Genomic DNA, 17323 nt, shown 5'->3' with positions numbered 1-17323 from the left:
CAAAAAGGTTTTGTGTTCTGTTTAATATGGATATTTATAATTGATTCTCAACCAACATTTGGTTCCATCGGCACCAATATAGTTCTCCAACTGCAAAGCAGCATACTTACCATTCTTCAGACGAAGAATAAAGACATGATTGTTCATGGTAAAAGCTGGAGGCATTGGGGGTATTTCGATCTTCAACCAAGAAGAAAGGACCTTATTGATTTTTATCCCTTGACACCCTATTAGGCTCGAGAGCATCTGCGACTGGTCTTCCCAAACCTCGTTCTCTGTCCATTCATCTTCTTGAAATGTTGCTCCTAAGAAATAGGAACTATTCTTTGGAAGTTCATTTAAAGAGGTGTATTTCGTTTCAAGCACAGCACCACCATTCGTTCTTACATTGTTACGATGGAAGGCTAAGCTCCATGACTGAGGTTCAGCTTGTGCATCGGTAGCTGTGAAACTGCGCTTCTCATTAACCGAGATTCCTTTCCCGAAAACATCAAACCAGTAAGTATATAAACCTGTCTTTCCATCATCACTACCCGATGTTAGACTCGTTGGAATGGCATAATGCGTGAAGTTCGTCTGTGCCTTAAGCAATCCTGCAGTATCTTTACGCTCGATATACATCTGTAAAGAGTCAAAGTCAACATAATACCAGTCCTTCCAACTGGCGGCATTAACAAGAAGTTGACCTTCTGTTGTTACATTTGCTGTGGCTGGAGCCTCATCATATATATCTTTAAAAATGCCGTTGCAGGCTGTTACCATTAACATAATGGCACAGCCTGCAAGGATAGAAATAGGGCGAAATACTCTGTGCATGAGCGTATAACGTTTTACTTAGCCTTCTTACCAGTATATGTTGCTGAGATTGAGAGTGGCATATGTGCAAGCTTATAGCTATTTGTAATTATCAAAGTCCCATTCTCATCAAGTTTAACAATAATCTTACTTGGTGACTCGAAAGCATAGTTCTTATCAAGACTCATCATACCTCCTTCAGACTTAAGATAAACCTTGAGATCATCACTGCTATAATCACGACTAAAGCTATTGGTTTCCTTATCGTAAGCAAGGTTCTTTACGGTGTATGTTCCTATTGTCAAGTTTCCTACCATAGTAACTCCTGTGTACTTCTCTTCAGATGCTGTCACATTGATAGAGCCATCTTCATTAGCAGTAACCTTATACTCAACCGTTGCAGATGTGAATGAACCAGGCACTACACCCACCTTCAAAGAGGTCGTACCAGTATAGTTTCCTGCCACCTTAGACGCTGCTGAAGCCTCAGCATAATGCCAAGTAATATCAGTACCACCCATGAGTGATGGGATTGAAATCTTTATTTCTGTCATCGAACCACTCATTGTTGCATCATACTCCTTCGCTGCGCCACCACCATTTGGGTTTGCAATCTTCATCTTTCCAGTACCGTTAATAGCATGATTAGCCATGGTTATCACGAAAGAACCAGTACCCCACTGAGTATCGGAGAACTCTGCAAGGAACTTACCACCGTCCTGCAACACCTTAATCTTAGCGCCATTGTCATAACGCACATTATTAATCATCTTGTTCTTTACAGTCAGATAGCCTGTAAACTCGTGTATCAACTTTGGTTGTGAAGGGGTTTCACTTGGTAAGAACTCAATCTTTGAAATATCAGATGCATTATAAGTTACAACGCTACCATCTGTCTTGGTTACCTTTAATGACTGTGCCTGTACTGCGAGTGCACTCAAGAAAGATACGATTACTAAAGTAAAAATCTTTTTCATTTACGTATGAATTTAAATGTCTTAGATAATGATTTAACTACAAAAACGCCTGTTTGTCCGTCGAGAGGAATCTCAACAGTACCGCTCTGGCTTACAGTGGAGCGGCCTACTAACTGTCCATTGATGGTGTAAACAGCGACTTGGCTACCAGCTTTCAGGCCTTCTCCCTTCAAGGAGTTACCAAAAGAAAAGACAGCATTGTTGCCTTCTTCATCCAGCGATCTAATACCAGCTGGTTGTGGATTAGCAAAAGCAAAAGCACGGAAATCTGTCAGAGGATACTCTACTGTTTGACTTCCAGCAGTCAAAATCATAATGGTGGAAGTGAAAGTAACAATAGGTTTCTCAGACAGAGCAAAATAAGTGTCTTTGCCATCTTTGTCACTTACTTTCACATAGTCAGCCGCAGAAGCAGAAAGTGCATTCATGGAAGCTAACAGTGTAACGGTAAGTGTAAGAAATAAAGTTTTAATTCTCATGTTACTAATTCTGTTTATATTAAATTCTAATTAAGTGCAAAGGTATAAGAAACACTATTATAACACAATACCTATTAATAATGATTTTAGGAAGAAATAGGCTTAAAAAGCACAAACACATACCTACAAATATAAGATAGATTTATGAAAAATGTGATATAAACCATTCCGCTACCATGCTCCGAGATTTTAGTTATATGAGCCCCTCCTCAAACAAGCTTTGCCTTTTAATGATGACAGGACACATCTTTGCTTGTAATTAGATACCAGTTTGATATTATTCTACATAATGTCCATAATCAACTGTATTCGTGCATACCATCCGCACCATTCGTGCGGAGCCTCAGCACCACGCGTGCGGGGCCTTAGCACAAGTTGTGCGGAGCCTTAAGACTAGGTTAAGATTTGCCTTTGCTTCATCTCTAAGTATTTGTTGATGACATCAATGCTTAGCTTATCAGGAGTGGTCAACACGCTAAAGATACCATGCTGGCGTAAGGTTGAGACAATCAGGCGCTTCTCATAGGCAAACTTTTCTGCGATAACATGTTGATAATAATCCTCTACCGAGTGTTTCGGCGAACGAATATAGTCATTCATCTCTGCATCTTCAAAGAAAACAACAAGTACACGATGCCACTGACTAAGTAGCTTTAAGTAAGCCAACTGGCGATTAAGAGCTGTTATGCCCGAAAAGTTCGTATAGACAATAAACAAACTGCGCTTGCTCACCAGTTTATGAACATTGGCACACAAACTACTAAAGTCACTCTCACCAAACTGGGTCTCCTGCGCATAAAGCGACTCTAAGAGAAGTTGCATCTGACCCGTACGCAACGAAGGAGCGACAAAGGTATCCAACTTGTCAGCAAAGGTTATCAATCCAGCTTTATCATCACGGCGCATAGCAACATAAGACAATACTAAAGCAGCATTAATACTATAGTCAAGGAGTGTCATACCTCGAAACGATTGTTGCATAACACGCCCCTTATCGATGACTGAGAAAATCTGCTGCGAACGCTCATCACGATAGACATTAACCATCAACTGATTACGACGTGCACTCGCCTTCCAGTTTATGTTTCGGTATTCATCACCTTTCACATAGTCTTTTATCTGCTCAAACTCCGTATTATTTCCTACCCGACGGATCCGTTTAATCCCCATCTCAGTGAGGTTATTGCTTATAGCCAGGAGTTCATAGCGATTCAACATCATGTAAGATGGATAAACCTTTACATCCTCAGCCTCGCCCAAAGTATATCGGCGTTCAACAAGTCCTAAGACAGTACATGTAAAGCAACGAATCTTTCCAAAGGAATAAACGCCGCGTTTTTTAGGTGTAAGCGTATAACGAATTGTATTCTTGCCCATCGCTACAAGATGACTCTTATAGCTAATGTCTCTCCGCTGAAACACTTCAGGAGCCTCATCTATAACCGTCAGCCATACAGGGAAGGAGTACTTACTTTCAAGGCTTATCTTGACGACATTCTTATCACCATTAGAGAAACGTTCAGAACAGGTTCGCTTTGCTGTTATTCCACGACGATGATAGAGCATAACAGCATCTACCACAACCATAGCTGCAAAGATAAACAAAAGTACCTTTACCCCCATGAAAAGCAGTGGATACACATAACCAAACCCTGCGAGCAGCGTAAGGCTTGCTAATATAAAATAAAACCTTTTAGTAAGGAACATTTCTTCTTTATTTGTCTAAGATTTTCTCCTGTCACGTTATTTAGGAACTTCCACCTTGTCAATCAACTTCTGCGCAACCTTCAATGGGGTGTAGCCCTCCATTTCTGCCTCAGCAGTGAGGATAAGACGATGTTGAAGAATACTTGGCGTAACAAACTTGATGTCTTCTGGTGTTACAAAGTCACGACCACCCAATAAAGCTGAAGCCTTAGCAGCATTAAGCATAGCCACAGAAGCACGTGGACTAGCTCCAAGATAGACAGCCTTTGAAGTGCGCGTCTGCTCCACGATATTTGCAATGTAACGTAGCAGACTGTCTTCGACATATACTGTATCAAGTTTCTTACGCATATCCAAAAGCTCATCGATAGTCAATACTGGTTTGACATCTTCCAACCTGATGAGGTTTCTCGTCTCCTGATGACGTTTGAGGATTTTCACTTCCTCATCAACAGAAGGATAACCCATTCTTATCTTGAGGAGGAAACGGTCGAGTTGGGCTTCTGGGAGTCGATAGGTTCCCTCCTGCTCTACTGGATTTTGTGTTGCAATAATCGTATAGACATCGCTCATAGGGTGAGTGGTACCATCAATTGTCACCTGGCGCTCTTCCATTACTTCAAAGAGAGCTGCCTGTGTCTTTGCAGGAGCACGATTGATTTCATCAACAAGGACGAGATCTGAGAACACAGGACCTTCATGGAAGTCAAACTCAGAGGTCTTCATGTTGAACACTGTCGTACCAAGCACATCGCTTGGCATAAGGTCTGGCGTGAATTGAATACGACTAAAGCGTGCATCAATCAGCCGAGACATCAGACGTGCCAACAAGGTTTTTGCAACTCCAGGTACACCTTCAATTAACACATGACCGTCTGCAAGAATCGCTGTTAACAGCAGGGCAACTGTCTCCTGCTGGCCAACAATAACCTTACTAATCTCTTCACGCAACTGCAATACCTTTTGGCTAAATGCAGTGAGGTCGGTTCTTTCTTCTTTATGCTCTTCCATCTTATTTTTTGTTTGCTCATCAATTACATTCTTATTTTGCTCATCCATAGCTATTATAGCTTATTGATTATCATATCCATTCCGTCTATCGCCTTTCGCAAAGCAGCATCTTTCAGTTCATCATTACCCTGCAAATAACGTTCAACACGGTCGAGTATCATACGCACTTCAGCCTCTGGCATTCCCGTTCGAATGGCTATCTGTGCGATATTCTCCTTCCTTGACTCAACATCTTCGACATCTATCATCGTCATACGACGTAAGGTCTCTGCAAAGTAACTAAACTTCTTCTGCAGCAGGTCTCGATTAATATGCTTCTGGTGATAAAGAGTTCCTATCAACTTCACAAACTCCAACGAACGGTTCGCAGGCTCTTCCACTACTGGGATAACACGTTGTCGTCTTCGTGCATAGAATACACAGAAGAGTAATAACCCTCCTAAGGTGAGATAGATAGCCCATCGTAAAGGTTCGTTTTGTAGCCAAAAACGCAGTGGAGTATCTGTTTCAAATTCTGTTTCAGGTCCATATGCCTCAGTACGAACAATTGGCAACCCTCGGGATTGTGACACCAAACGGAAGATGAGACCATTAGTCTGAGTATCAAGGATACCATAATTAGTCATCAATAATGGTTCACAAGAAAAGAAGAGTTCACCCTTTCCTCGTTTAATGCTGACTATACGTGGCTCCCAATAGCCTTCTGTAGAATCAGATTCTTCCTCTGAAATCCAACTTTTGACCAAAGTATCACATGCAGCCTTCCCTTCTACAATCACATTATAACCTCCCATAGCAGAATAGACGGAGTATTCTTTTTTCTGATATGGCAACTGCTGAGACCAGACTAAGGTATCATAAGGAATTGACTGATTCGCAATGGATGACTTAACCTGCATAGGAGAGAAACCATTTCCCCCATTAATAGATATTTGCAAATCAGGATATAGAGAATCAGGTTCAATATAAGACGCAGCAATAAACACCTTATTACCAGCTTTCAACAGTCTATCCAACGAACGAATATCTGTCGCAGAAGGACGAAAACTAACTGCTTGAATTAAGAAGGCATGCGGTTTCTTACCATATTCGTCACGTTCCAACTGTGCTATTGTTTTCCTTGTTACTTCATAGCCAGCAGGAACAGACTTCTTCATCAGTGAGTCGAACACCGCACAACCAAATGGTTGCTTATCGTAATGATTAAAGGTAGGCTCCCAAACAAACTTTGAAGGCGCATTCCACTCTAATAGAAAGACGAAGACAAGGAAGCCTGCTACGAAGAACCAAAACCGCTTGTTCATCCCTGACCTCCTTCCTTTATCTTGCTTTCCAAGTCTATCAGTAGTTCTACGAGTTCTTCAGATGCTTGATAATTACCATATCTTACACGCATGAAAGCTGTCGTCATTCTTTCAAATTCTACTGATAGATACTCACGAGTGTATTGAGTTGGCGTCTTGTAGAGCTGCCAACTAATCTTATTACCATCCGATAACCAACGAAGTGTACGCAGATAGACAATTCGAACAGCCTTATAATAATCCTTCTGTACCATTGCTTTGGCATAGACAGCCTCAAAATCTACACCATAAATATTATCTTCTTCATCATTTTCATTCGTTACCTTACCCACTCTACCGAAGAGTTTGAATTGATAACGGTACAAAATGAAAGCGATTAGGGCAATAAAAGCAAGAGCAATAACAATGTATATCACGATACGGAAGTCCCCCTTGCTGTGAATATTGAATATCTCAGACAAGAATTCGCCTATCTTTGACATCAGCCAATCCCACCAATCAAGTTCAGGTGCCTGCAACTCTCGCGCATAGTTGTACGCTTCATCAGCACGATACTGATGAAGCAACGCTGAATCACACGACAAAGTATCACTTAATGGCTGTAACATAGAACCGCTCTATCAGAGTTTATCAAAGTTATCAATGTCGGTATCTTTCTCTGCCAACTCATCAAAGTGCTGTATGTCTTCCTCTACAGAGAAGCCATCTTCCTCCTCTGCAATGCTTCCATAGTGAAAAGCTAAGGCAAAGGTAGAGAGTGTCATCGTAAGATACATACCAAAGTTCATAAATACGGATGACAAATAAACGAAGAAGCTATACACAGGACTTGTTGCAAAAGAGCTCTGAGTGGTATCAGTAGCCACTAAAACAGACTTTACAACCGTCAATATATACCAAGGAATTGATGTGAATGAAGACAGGATATTAGTCAAGAATCCTATCACAAACATCAAGCCAAACAATGACCAGAATGAATGGAAGCCAAGTTTTAAGCCACGAGTTATTGAGCTAAACAACGTTTCCTCATCTTCAAAAACATAGACAGGTAACGCCATAGAAACAGGCAAACAGCATACTACTAACGCAAGAATTGGTATAACGGCCAGTATCGGTGCACTTGTGATTGCAGCAAAAGAAATGATAAGAACCAAAACTCCTATAAACAAAGCAACAAGCACCAAGGTCATTAACAACGAGCGTTTAATCACCTGAATGATTATAGGTTTTAAGTCACTCAGGGTCGTATTACGAAGTCTATTTGGACTCTTATGATAGTATTTCACCATACTATAGCAGATTCCAGCCAACAAAGTAGAACCTATCAGCAGACAAATACCATATCCCACGTACGAAGCACCTAATCTAAGGAGCATCCCCTGCGCTACATCTACATCCTCCCCCATATCGAAGGTATTGGTATAATAAGGTGCTAAGACCTTCATCATCATCTCCATTGCGAAACCTTGTACCAAACAAAGTGGCAAGAGTAAATAGGTACATGCACGCAACAAAAACTTAAAGTTCTCACGAATAAACTCAAAAATCGCTGAGAACTTCTCGCCGAAACTACGAACTTGATAAAGTTCAATCTTTGGTCTTTCTATTTGCATCTTCTAAATGATAATTACGTTTATAAGGTAAGTAAATAAAATAATACACGACAAACGCCAATGATACGAGTATGATACCAAGGCGGATAAAGTCATTCAACTCTGTATGACGAGTAATAAAGCCTTCGATAAAACCTGCCATGATAAAGATGGGCACCGTTCCAACAACAATCTTCATTCCTCTCTTTGCACCTCGCTGAAAGCTGACCAAACGCGAGTAAGTACCTGGGAATAACCAACCATTACCAATTGCTAAACCTGCAGCACCAGCCACAATGATAGCTGAAAGTTCCAACGTACCGTGCAACATCGTCGCTAAAAGGCTTTCACCTAATAATCCATGTTGATAAAAGAAAGTATCAAAACAACCAACCATGATACCATTTCGGAATAAAAGGAAGCCTGACATAAAACTCGTCAATACGCCCGAAACAAACACATTAAACGATACCATGATATTGTTCAGCGTAATACTAATAAACAAACTTCCCTCTTCTTCATTGCCATACACGCCCATCGGCTTTCCCTTCGCAATATTCTCAAGGGTCATATCCATATAGCCATCGCCAAGAATCAAGCGTGGGAAGGATTCGTCTCCTAAGGTTGAAACAACGCCTATCAGCACACTCACCATAAAAATGATGAATGAGAGAAGCAACAACTTACGCTCTTTCCACATCACGTCAGGAACCTCCTGCGTCCAGAAAGTTAACAAACGCGACCACTTCTCCCGCTTATTACGGTAGATTTCATTATGAAGTGCAGAAGCAAGTTTGTTGAGATAGATGGTAATACGTGAACGAGGATAATGTGTCTGTGCAAAAGCGAGATCGGCTGTAAGCTCTGTATAAGCATCAGCCAACTGGTCAGGCATCTCAAATTTGACATTATCTATCATGCCTTCTATTGCCCGCCATTTCTCAATATTATTTCGTATGAAAAGAATTTCTTTCATGCAAAGACCACAAGTGATTTACACATTATTATCATTTACGCAACAAATTTAGAGTTTTTTTCTTACATTTGCAACAGAAACAATATTTAATTATTAAGAAAATGCCCGAAGCCAATATCATAACAGGCCAGTACGTCCAGATAAGTCAGTCGCCGGCAAGTTTAGGAGAACGTATCGTTGCGCAAATAATTGATGACTTTCTAATTATCTGCTATATAGTTGGTGTGACACTCCTAATAGCTGAAATGAACCTTTCTTTTACCTCGAATGAATTATTCTTCCTAATAGCCGTCTACCTTCCTGCCCTCTTTTATCACTTCCTTATGGAACTTTTCAACCATGGGCAAAGTGTTGGTAAGATGGTGATGCATATCCGTGTTGTGAAGAAAGACGGAACGACACCGGGCATTGGTGACTTTTTTATGCGTTGGCTTTTACAACTCGTCGATCTTGGTTTCTCGGGGATTGGTGCACTTGTCATTCTTATCTCTAAAAATTCACAACGCCTTGGCGACCTTGCAGCAGGAACGATGGTCATCCAACTCAACGATTATCGCAAGATTCAAGTCTCACTTGACGAGTTTTATTACCTTGACAGAAAGTATAAACCAGTCTATCCGCAGGCAGAAGACCTATCTCTTAACCAACTTGATGTTATCCAACGTACGCTCAATACTGAATACGGATACGAGCGCGAACGTCGTATTGCCTCCCTCGCTAAGAAAGTACGAACACACCTCAACATCTCTGACACTAATACTGCTGATGAGAAGTTCCTTTATACTATCGTACGTGATTACCAGCATTACAGCATGGAAATAATATAAAGAAATAGGAAAAAGGTAAGTATAAGACAGCATGGATATCTAACAGGACTGCGCTGTAGATTTTAGTATTTGGGCCTTACACTATCTTGTTATAACGACAAGAACAAAACGTTTTACCCATTTTCTTCCGCTGTGTTATTACTCATCACATGATGTGCAGAGCATTAATCACATTACAATTAGTTATCAAAACAAGTACTACTGATTGTAAGAAAAGAGTTATAATGACGTCTCTCAGAAAAAAGATAATAGCTATTGGAGGGGCTTTGGCTTACCCAACCATAAGTCTTTCACCTGACATTACAAGAGAATACTTCTCTGGGAAGTGGGTACTTGTGACGGGTGCATCGCATGGAATAGGTAGGGCATTAACCGAAAAACTAATCAGTGCAGGTGCAAATGTCTTCCTCATTGCTCGTAGTGAAGAGGACTTACGTCTCTTATGTGCCAAGGCTAAACAAACGGGAAGTAGTGCAGACTACTGCGCAATAGACCTAAGAGACAGAGAAAAACTGAAACAGCTTTGCCAAAGACTAAGGAAAACACTACCACAGTTGGATTACTTCTTTTGCAATGCGGGTAAATCTATCCATCGCAAGGTTAATGATGCGCAGGACCGCTTACACGACTATGACCGCACCATAGACCTCAACTACCGTTCCCTAGTGGCGCTTTCATTGGCTATCTTACCTGTCTTGAAGGCAAGCAAAGGACGAATCATCTACTCTTCATCAGTGAGCACACTCTACCCAATGGCACCGGGCTGGTCGGCTTATCATGCTTCAAAAAGTGCTGCGAACACATGGTGTGAAACGGCAAATAGCGAGTTTGCCCCATTAGGTGTCCGTGTACAGATAGCTTTTTTACCCTTGGTTCACACAGCAATGTCGGATGTTAACGAACAATACAAGCATCTACCTGCTTACGCTTCATCTGACGCAGCCAACATTCTGTTGAAACTCGCCATACGAAAGAACAAGAGTTATAAACCATGGTGGGCTAAGTTATCTGCTCCGATAGCCCACATCTTCGCACCTATTATACAGCTATATTATAAACGAATGACATGAAAAGCAGAAACGCCTCTATCTTTTCAATTCTCTATCGATTACACATAATCTCACCAAAGGGCTTATTTATGTGGGCAAAAAGTCTCATCTTGGAAGGTATTAGCCTAATGGCGCTACTTCGCTTTGTTGCTTACTTCTACCCACAACGCTGTGCTGTCATTGATGACTGCCAATCTCTGACCTATCGAGAGCTCTACGCTCGTACACGTCAACTCGCACAAATTCTCTACACAAAATACCACCTCCAACCAAAAATGAGAGTGACCTTGATAGGACGTAACAGCCTTACCTTAACTATCCTTCTACATGCACTTTCACGATTAGGCATACACACCACCTTGCTTAGCACAGACTTAGCCACTGAACAGATAACAGCAGCCTTACAAAAGCATCACTATCATCTCTTTATATATGACGAAGACCTCAAACAGATTCCCACAGAAACTCCTTGTATGGCTGTCACAACAGAGGCACTAAGCGACATCCTTATATCTAAGGAGGCACAAACAAGAGATCTAAAACTCCCTAAAATATGGCGAGGAGGAGAAATAACCATTCACTCAGGAGGAACAAGTGGCAACTTTAAGAGTATTGCTCGCCGACCTTCTGTCACCTCTTTTCTCCCTCCATTGCTTGCGTTACTACACAACATCAGAATCTATCAATATAAGAGTGTGCTGATTTCACTACCATTCTATCATGGTTTCGGACTTTCAACACTTATCATCTCCTTACTCATGGGTAAGAAGGTATACCTACAAAAACACTTCGATGTTATCAAAACCTTAGAGATTATTCAGCGTGAACAGATAGAGGTCATGCCTATTGTTCCTGCTATGCTCGCACGTTTTTGGCAGATTGAAAATGCAAAAGAGAAGATGAAGAGCCTGCGCTGCCTGATAAGTGGTGGAGATAAACTTCCTAAAAGCCTCATCAACATGACTCATCAACAAATTGGTGAGGTACTCTTTAACCTTTATGGTACGTCTGAAGCAGGATTCTTTATGCTGGCAACACCGAAAGAATTAGCATCTTTCGAAGAGACAACCTTAGGGAGACCGATTCAAGGTGTCACCTGCAAAGTAAAAGACCTTAACGAGAAAGGAATAGGAACACTTTGGGTACGTTCTCGTTGGGCTATGCATGAAAAACAGAATCAATGGCAAAATACTGGCGATTTAGTTTCTCAGAATAGCGAAGGTTACTTCTTTCATCATGGGAGAGCCGACCGAATGATTGTATGCGGAGGTGAGAACGTACAGCCAGAACACATAGAACAGGTTCTTCTTTCTCACCCTATGATTATTGCAGCACGTGCCTTTAACGTTCCCGACCCTAACTTTGGCAATGTCATCCACACGGAAATAGAATGTACACCAAAGGCAACTCTAACAGAGGCAACACTCCTCAGCTGGCTCCGACCACAACTTTCACGGGCAGAAATGCCACATCGCATCCGCTTCAAAACCATTGAAATGCTCTCAACTGGCAAGCAGAAGCACCCTCGTTTAACCTCACCGACAAAGTCCTGACCCATATTGAAATTCCATACCTTGTTCAAAACGATTCGTAAAGTATGTTATTTCTCTTCGGGGAAGTCCTATATCTTCTGCCATATTCTCCCAGAACTTCATGCTCCTTGTCACGTCCTTGATAATACCTCTTGCTGTCGTTTCATCCAGCATATAAAACTCATGGGCATTATAAAGACTATTGAGAGAACTATCGTTCGATTTGGCATCAATAAGCAATGCCTGAAACATACTGTTTGTTGGATTTATGTCGTAAGCAGGGGACAACTCCCAGCCTTCCTTACCAAGCAGGAACGAATGATTTCTAAAGTGATCGTCGGTATTGCCAATGCAGATATTAAAGGCTACTCGCTTGTATAGCTCTTCTAAATTAGTCTCTATGTGGTTACCACCTCCTGAAATGACAAAATCTACAATATCCAAATAGCCTTTTCCTGTTCTTTGTCCGTCGCCATCAGTGAGTCCGAGAACGGTAAGGGAAGAAGCCATGTGGATTCTCTTTTTTTCTTCGGTTCTATCAAACCTCTTAGATAAAAGTATATCCTGACCAGCGCCAGCCTTTATTACTTTTGTTTCAGCTACATTGATACCACATTCCTTAGCCATCAGATGTGCGAAGTGTTCCCATCGAGATACGTTGATGTCGTCATTGATGGAAGGAAATTTGGCAAGATAAAGATGACCACCACTTTGGACACAAGCTTTTGGGCGGGCGCCACCCATTGAAGAACCAGGTTGGAAAAGCCTTTGTACCCATTTCTTTTCAGGCGCCAAATGTTTATATTCGCTTTTCTCAATCTCCTTAGCAGCCTGTAAAAGTTCGTCAATCTGTATGACAGGCGGAACGCTGTAACCAGGTGTAGAGCTGATAAACGCTCCATCATCTGGTTCTTGAAAGCGAAAACCACCCATGCGCAGTTCATCTTCCACGCCTTTGAGATAGTCCCAATCAGATAAGGTACGGCTTGCTTTCTCTTCTGTCTCTAATGAAGTACGCAGGTCTATCAGTCGTCGCCCCCATCTGTCAGGGAGTGCATCAGAAAAACAACCGAAGATGTGGTTATCTCGACTATATTGTACCCCTGTATATGGGCGGAGGTCTTGCCCAAAGTTAATTTTAGGAAAGGCTTTGAGCCAGCTTTTATCGAACTCAAAAGAAAACACGTCAGAGCCTCTTAGATATTCATGTCCAAGAGTGCCTACCTTTTCTTCCTCATCCATCCAGTCGAAACTAGCTATCACATCTAATTTTTCCATGTGTCATCTTTTTGAAGCTCGTTTCTTATTCTTAATACCTAAGTCCTGTATCATGTGCCCTAACTCATCGTCTTTGGCCAAATGGAGAATATCATCTTCAAGCTGCAGGGCATTGAGTACACGCATTACTACACCGAGCGACACGGTAGGCTCCCCCTTTTCCAAACGTGCGAGAGTAAGCCTTGTGCATTGCGCACGTTGTGCCACCTGATCCATTGTCAGGTCTCTTCGTAATCGGGCAAGGCGAAACTGCTCACCCACAATATTCAACTTCTCTTGCAGTGCTCTGGTCATCCAGTTGGCTTTGGTGAATTTTGTCATAACGTATCTTTTGTGGCACAAAGATACAATAAAATGTTTAGTTTATAATACTTTATTTGTTTTTCTTATAATATTTCTTCATACTGGCGCTTTCTCCATTAGTCTATGCCATCTGAAAGTTGTCTCTTGACATATTTGTTCAATTCATTGAATAGTGGCTGAAAGTCTTTGTCATCTATGGCAAAATTCCATTCAAAGTCCTTTGATATAATGTATTGCGATAAATCTCAATTCCTGGTAATAGATATTCTGCAACCTTTTTTACCGAGTCAAAATATTTTGTATAAAAGAAGATCAGCAATCTATAAAGCCATCACCCACAGACAAAAGTCGTAGATGATGGCTTTACTTTATAGAATTATTCTACTCATCTACATCCTGAGGAAGCAATACCACACCTTCTTGTTTCTTGCCATCCATCATAATCTTCAATGGTTTTGGGAAACGAACATGGCGCACCCATTTCATTTCTTCTACAGCTGGCAGAGCATCAAGTACACTGCGCTGATAGAAGCCATCTTCTTTATAAGGATTAATAGTGAAATAGCCAACACCGAAAGACGTGAGGTTTTGGAAGAAGTGAGTTCCCTGACTTGGATCTACTCGATAATGCTCAAGCCCCTCCTCAACGATAACACGGGCTGCAGAGATGTGTGGCCACTTCACTGGAATACCCAACCAAGGATCGCTTGACCCCCAACGACCAGGACCAATAAGCACATAGTTCTTGTCAGTATCAAGGAACTTACGGTTTATCCGTTCTATCTCGTCAGCAATGGCAGGATTGTTGGATGCCGTGAATGATCTATCAGTCTTTACATAGACAACATCTACCACATCATCTGACACACCATGTCCCAAAGAGTTATGACTCCGCAAAAGACATTGGTCATCAGGTATAGCCGTGAGATCTTCATCCAACATCTGCTTTGAATCAACGATTGGACGGACCTGTAAGAGATAGAACTCACCCGTACGATCATTGTTCAGATTAACAGCAAACTCAATCTCAACAGGACGACGCATAGCCTCTGCACCATATGTCATTGCCATCTGCAACAACTCTGGAAGTGGGAAAACATTCTGTTGAAGTACGCCACAGAAAGAGATAATCTTTCGTCCACCCTCATAAAGTCCATCGTAAATGGTGTGATCCTCGGGAGAGTAAGTGGAAGTAATATATTGTAAACTGCCATCAGCCTCAGCATCCTTTACTTGTAGTTTGAGAATGTTAAAGCCATCATCCACTTTAAAACTTTCGCTGATATGCTTCATGTCAAGTGCATAAAACTGGGTTTGGGTTTCGCGTAGAGCTATTGCCATCTCGCTCATCTGTAACACTTGATTCGGATGGAACGGACAAACACGCAGAGTCTGACCACCATCTACTATATACTTACCCAAGCCCAATGCCAAAGAGGCGATACCTTCCTCTGCTTTCTCTTCTCCTATAGGGTAATAGTTGAGAGAACGAAGAACGCCAGATATGTTCGGATAGAAATGATTTCCATACTCCTTACCGACAACCTGCTGTAAGATAACTGCCATCTTCTCCTGATCAATGACATTACTTGTGGCTGTCATATAAGCCTTGGAGTCACGATAATAAACCGAAGCATAGACAGCTTTAATCGCACAAGCCAACATTCGGAGCATTTCATATTTATCCTCAAGATAAGGAATCATATAGGTAGAATAGATGCCTGCAAACGGTTGGTAGTGACTATCTTCCAACAACGAACTGGAACGAACGGCTATTGGTGAACGAGTAGCTTCAAAGAAGGTAAAGAAGTCGCCTATGAATTCATCTGGCAGCTGAGCACGAAGGAAGGCTTGGAGTATCTCTTCATCACTCGCATCACTCAAAGCAATCTGGTAAAGATTGTTTTGTTCCATAAAGCTATCGAAGACATCCGTACAAAGAACAACTGTCTTCGGTATCTGCACCTTTGCATTGGGGAAGCGATTGAAGTCTGGTCGGAGTTTAATAACATTATCAAGGAATGCCAAACCACGTCCTTTACCTCCAAGCGAACCATCTCCAATACGAGCAAAATGGGCATAGCGGTCGAATTTTTGCCTATCAAACAGGGCTACAACACCCACATTGCGCATCCTTCGATAGGCAACAATAGCATCAAAGATAATCTGTCTGTGCATATCTACATCCTGCAGTTTATGCCAAGTGATACCTTTTAGGAAGGAAGAAACGGGGAAGATGGCACGTGCAGAGAGCCATCGACTCATGTGATTGCGGGAGACATGATAGAGCATAGAGTCACGTGGAATCGTAAAGATATTATCCTGCAACTCTTTCAAGCTTCGAATTCGCATCACCTCTTGACGTGTTTCAGGATTACGGAAGATGAAATCTCCAAAGCCCATGTGTTCCTCGAGTAGGTGACGAAGATCTACACTCATCTTTTTTGAGTTCTTATCTACAAAGCGGAAACCTTCCGCCTCTGCCTTCTCACGGTTCTCGCTCTCTGAACTTTCAATAATCAGAGGAAGATATTCATCTTCTTCCCTAATGGCACGTAGTAGTTTTAAGCCAGCTTCTGGATCTTTCTCCGCTACAGAAAAACTCCCTTCTGTCGCAGAAGAGCCCTTCCCATCTACATTATTAATAGGGAATCTTACATCAGAGATAACACCCAAACAGTTATCCTTATAACGTTGATAGATATCCCAGGCTTCCTCATAGGTACGCGCTAAAACAACCTTTGGTCGTCCTCGCTGACGCAAAGACGCATCGTGTCGGGTCAAGGCTTCAGTGGCGAAGTTCTGACTCTGCGTCAGAATGTAGCTATATAAATTAGGTAGAATAGATGAGTAGAAGCGGATAGAATCTTCTACCAGCAATATCATCTGCACACCAACCTCATGAATATCATTATCAATATTCATTTTATCCTCCATCAGTTTGATGATAGAGAGTATGAGATTGGTATTACCTAACCAACAGAAAACATAATCAAAGATGCTGAGGTCCTCGTGTTGGATGCGCTTCGTGATGCCATGTGAGAATGGCGTAAGTACTACACAATGGATGTCGGGGAACTCTGCCTTCACAGCTCTCGCCACATCAAAGGCATCATTATCAGCATTACCGGGCATACAGATAACGAGGTCGATATCCACTGTGTTGAGCACCTTAGAAGCTTCTTCGGTTGTTGACACCTGTGTAAAGGTTGGCGGATAACGCAAACCTAACTCCATATACTCATTGTAGATCTTCTCCTCCACACGCCCATCATCCTCCAACATGAAAGCATCGTATGGATTGGCTACAATCAAGACATTGTAGATTCGCCGCATCATAAGATTGGCAAAACTCACGTCCTTGAGGTAAAAATTACTCCATTCTGCAGGAACTTGTTCATTCATAACCCAAAACTTAATTTTGGACAAAAATACAAAATAATTATAAGGAAACCTATCTTTTCGCAACTTAAATAATATATTTTTTATTACT

Annotated in this window: 15 protein-coding genes; 3 read left to right on the top strand and 12 right to left on the bottom strand. The window is 41.7% G+C overall.

The features are described 5' to 3' along the window. Window positions 1–21 precede the first annotated feature (21 nt). The 9 genes from J4856_RS07145 to J4856_RS07105 all read right to left on the bottom strand — a co-directional run bounded on the left by J4856_RS07145 (window position 22) and on the right by J4856_RS07105 (window position 8841). Entirely contained in the window at window positions 22–816 is a 795-nt protein-coding gene (locus J4856_RS07145; RefSeq protein ID WP_025837568.1) for an HmuY family protein, read from the bottom strand. 14 nt (window positions 817–830) lie between these two features. Beyond that, a complete protein-coding gene (locus tag J4856_RS07140) occupies window positions 831–1772 on the bottom strand; it encodes a calycin-like domain-containing protein (RefSeq protein WP_025837566.1) in 942 nt (313 codons plus the stop codon). Then, window positions 1769–2251 (bottom strand): hypothetical protein, encoded by a 483-nt coding sequence (locus J4856_RS07135; RefSeq protein ID WP_025837565.1) that lies wholly within the window; start codon window positions 2249–2251, stop codon window positions 1769–1771. Before J4856_RS07135 ends, J4856_RS07140 begins: the two co-directional genes overlap by 4 nt. A 393-nt stretch (window positions 2252–2644) precedes the next feature. Then, complete coding sequence (locus J4856_RS07130) at window positions 2645–3958, bottom strand: DUF58 domain-containing protein (RefSeq protein ID WP_025837563.1); 1314 nt, start codon at window positions 3956–3958, stop codon at window positions 2645–2647. Between the two features lie 36 nt (window positions 3959–3994). Further along, window positions 3995–4969, bottom strand: coding sequence for an AAA family ATPase (locus tag J4856_RS07125; RefSeq protein WP_025837560.1), 975 nt, complete (start codon window positions 4967–4969; stop codon window positions 3995–3997). Window positions 4970–5022: 53 nt separating this feature from the next. Next, on the bottom strand, window positions 5023–6273 hold the full coding sequence (locus J4856_RS07120; RefSeq protein WP_025837559.1) for a DUF4350 domain-containing protein: 1251 nt from the start codon (window positions 6271–6273) through the stop codon (window positions 5023–5025). Beyond that, window positions 6270–6881, bottom strand: a complete 612-nt coding sequence (locus J4856_RS07115; RefSeq protein ID WP_025837557.1) for a DUF4129 domain-containing protein — start codon at window positions 6879–6881, stop codon at window positions 6270–6272. Before J4856_RS07115 ends, J4856_RS07120 begins: the two co-directional genes overlap by 4 nt. A gap of 12 nt (window positions 6882–6893) precedes the next feature. Next, window positions 6894–7886 (bottom strand): hypothetical protein, encoded by a 993-nt coding sequence (locus tag J4856_RS07110; protein WP_025837556.1) that lies wholly within the window; start codon window positions 7884–7886, stop codon window positions 6894–6896. Then, on the bottom strand, window positions 7861–8841 hold the full coding sequence (locus J4856_RS07105; protein WP_025837555.1) for a stage II sporulation protein M: 981 nt from the start codon (window positions 8839–8841) through the stop codon (window positions 7861–7863). Before J4856_RS07105 ends, J4856_RS07110 begins: the two co-directional genes overlap by 26 nt. Window positions 8842–8942: 101 nt before the next feature. Between J4856_RS07105 and J4856_RS07100 the strand changes: the two genes are divergently transcribed. The 3 genes from J4856_RS07100 (at window position 8943) to J4856_RS07090 (ending at window position 12270) form a co-directional block, all read left to right on the top strand. After that, window positions 8943–9668, top strand: a complete 726-nt coding sequence (locus J4856_RS07100; protein ID WP_025837554.1) for an RDD family protein — start codon at window positions 8943–8945, stop codon at window positions 9666–9668. A gap of 224 nt (window positions 9669–9892) precedes the next feature. Beyond that, a complete protein-coding gene (locus J4856_RS07095) occupies window positions 9893–10738 on the top strand; it encodes an SDR family NAD(P)-dependent oxidoreductase (RefSeq protein ID WP_044081028.1) in 846 nt (281 codons plus the stop codon). Next, entirely contained in the window at window positions 10735–12270 is a 1536-nt protein-coding gene (locus J4856_RS07090; RefSeq protein ID WP_025837552.1) for a class I adenylate-forming enzyme family protein, read from the top strand. Before J4856_RS07095 ends, J4856_RS07090 begins: the two co-directional genes overlap by 4 nt. On the opposite strand, the gene J4856_RS07085 is transcribed toward J4856_RS07090, so the two are convergent. The 3 genes from J4856_RS07085 to J4856_RS07075 all read right to left on the bottom strand — a co-directional run bounded on the left by J4856_RS07085 (window position 12253) and on the right by J4856_RS07075 (window position 17235). Next, complete coding sequence (locus tag J4856_RS07085; protein WP_025837551.1) at window positions 12253–13527, bottom strand: type II toxin-antitoxin system HipA family toxin; 1275 nt, start codon at window positions 13525–13527, stop codon at window positions 12253–12255. The genes J4856_RS07090 and J4856_RS07085 overlap by 18 nt on opposite strands. A gap of 3 nt (window positions 13528–13530) precedes the next feature. Next, window positions 13531–13848: a helix-turn-helix domain-containing protein gene (locus tag J4856_RS07080; protein ID WP_025837550.1), complete on the bottom strand. Its 318-nt coding sequence runs from the start codon at window positions 13846–13848 to the stop codon at window positions 13531–13533. A gap of 363 nt (window positions 13849–14211) precedes the next feature. Then, window positions 14212–17235: a PEP/pyruvate-binding domain-containing protein gene (locus J4856_RS07075; protein ID WP_025837548.1), complete on the bottom strand. Its 3024-nt coding sequence runs from the start codon at window positions 17233–17235 to the stop codon at window positions 14212–14214. Window positions 17236–17323 lie beyond the last annotated feature (88 nt).

Source organism: Prevotella scopos JCM 17725, assembly GCF_018127785.1.
In the GTDB taxonomy this organism is placed as follows: domain Bacteria; phylum Bacteroidota; class Bacteroidia; order Bacteroidales; family Bacteroidaceae; genus Prevotella; species Prevotella scopos.
Note: the sequence above shows the minus strand (reverse complement) of the source record. Positions and strands in the feature narration are given on the sequence as shown.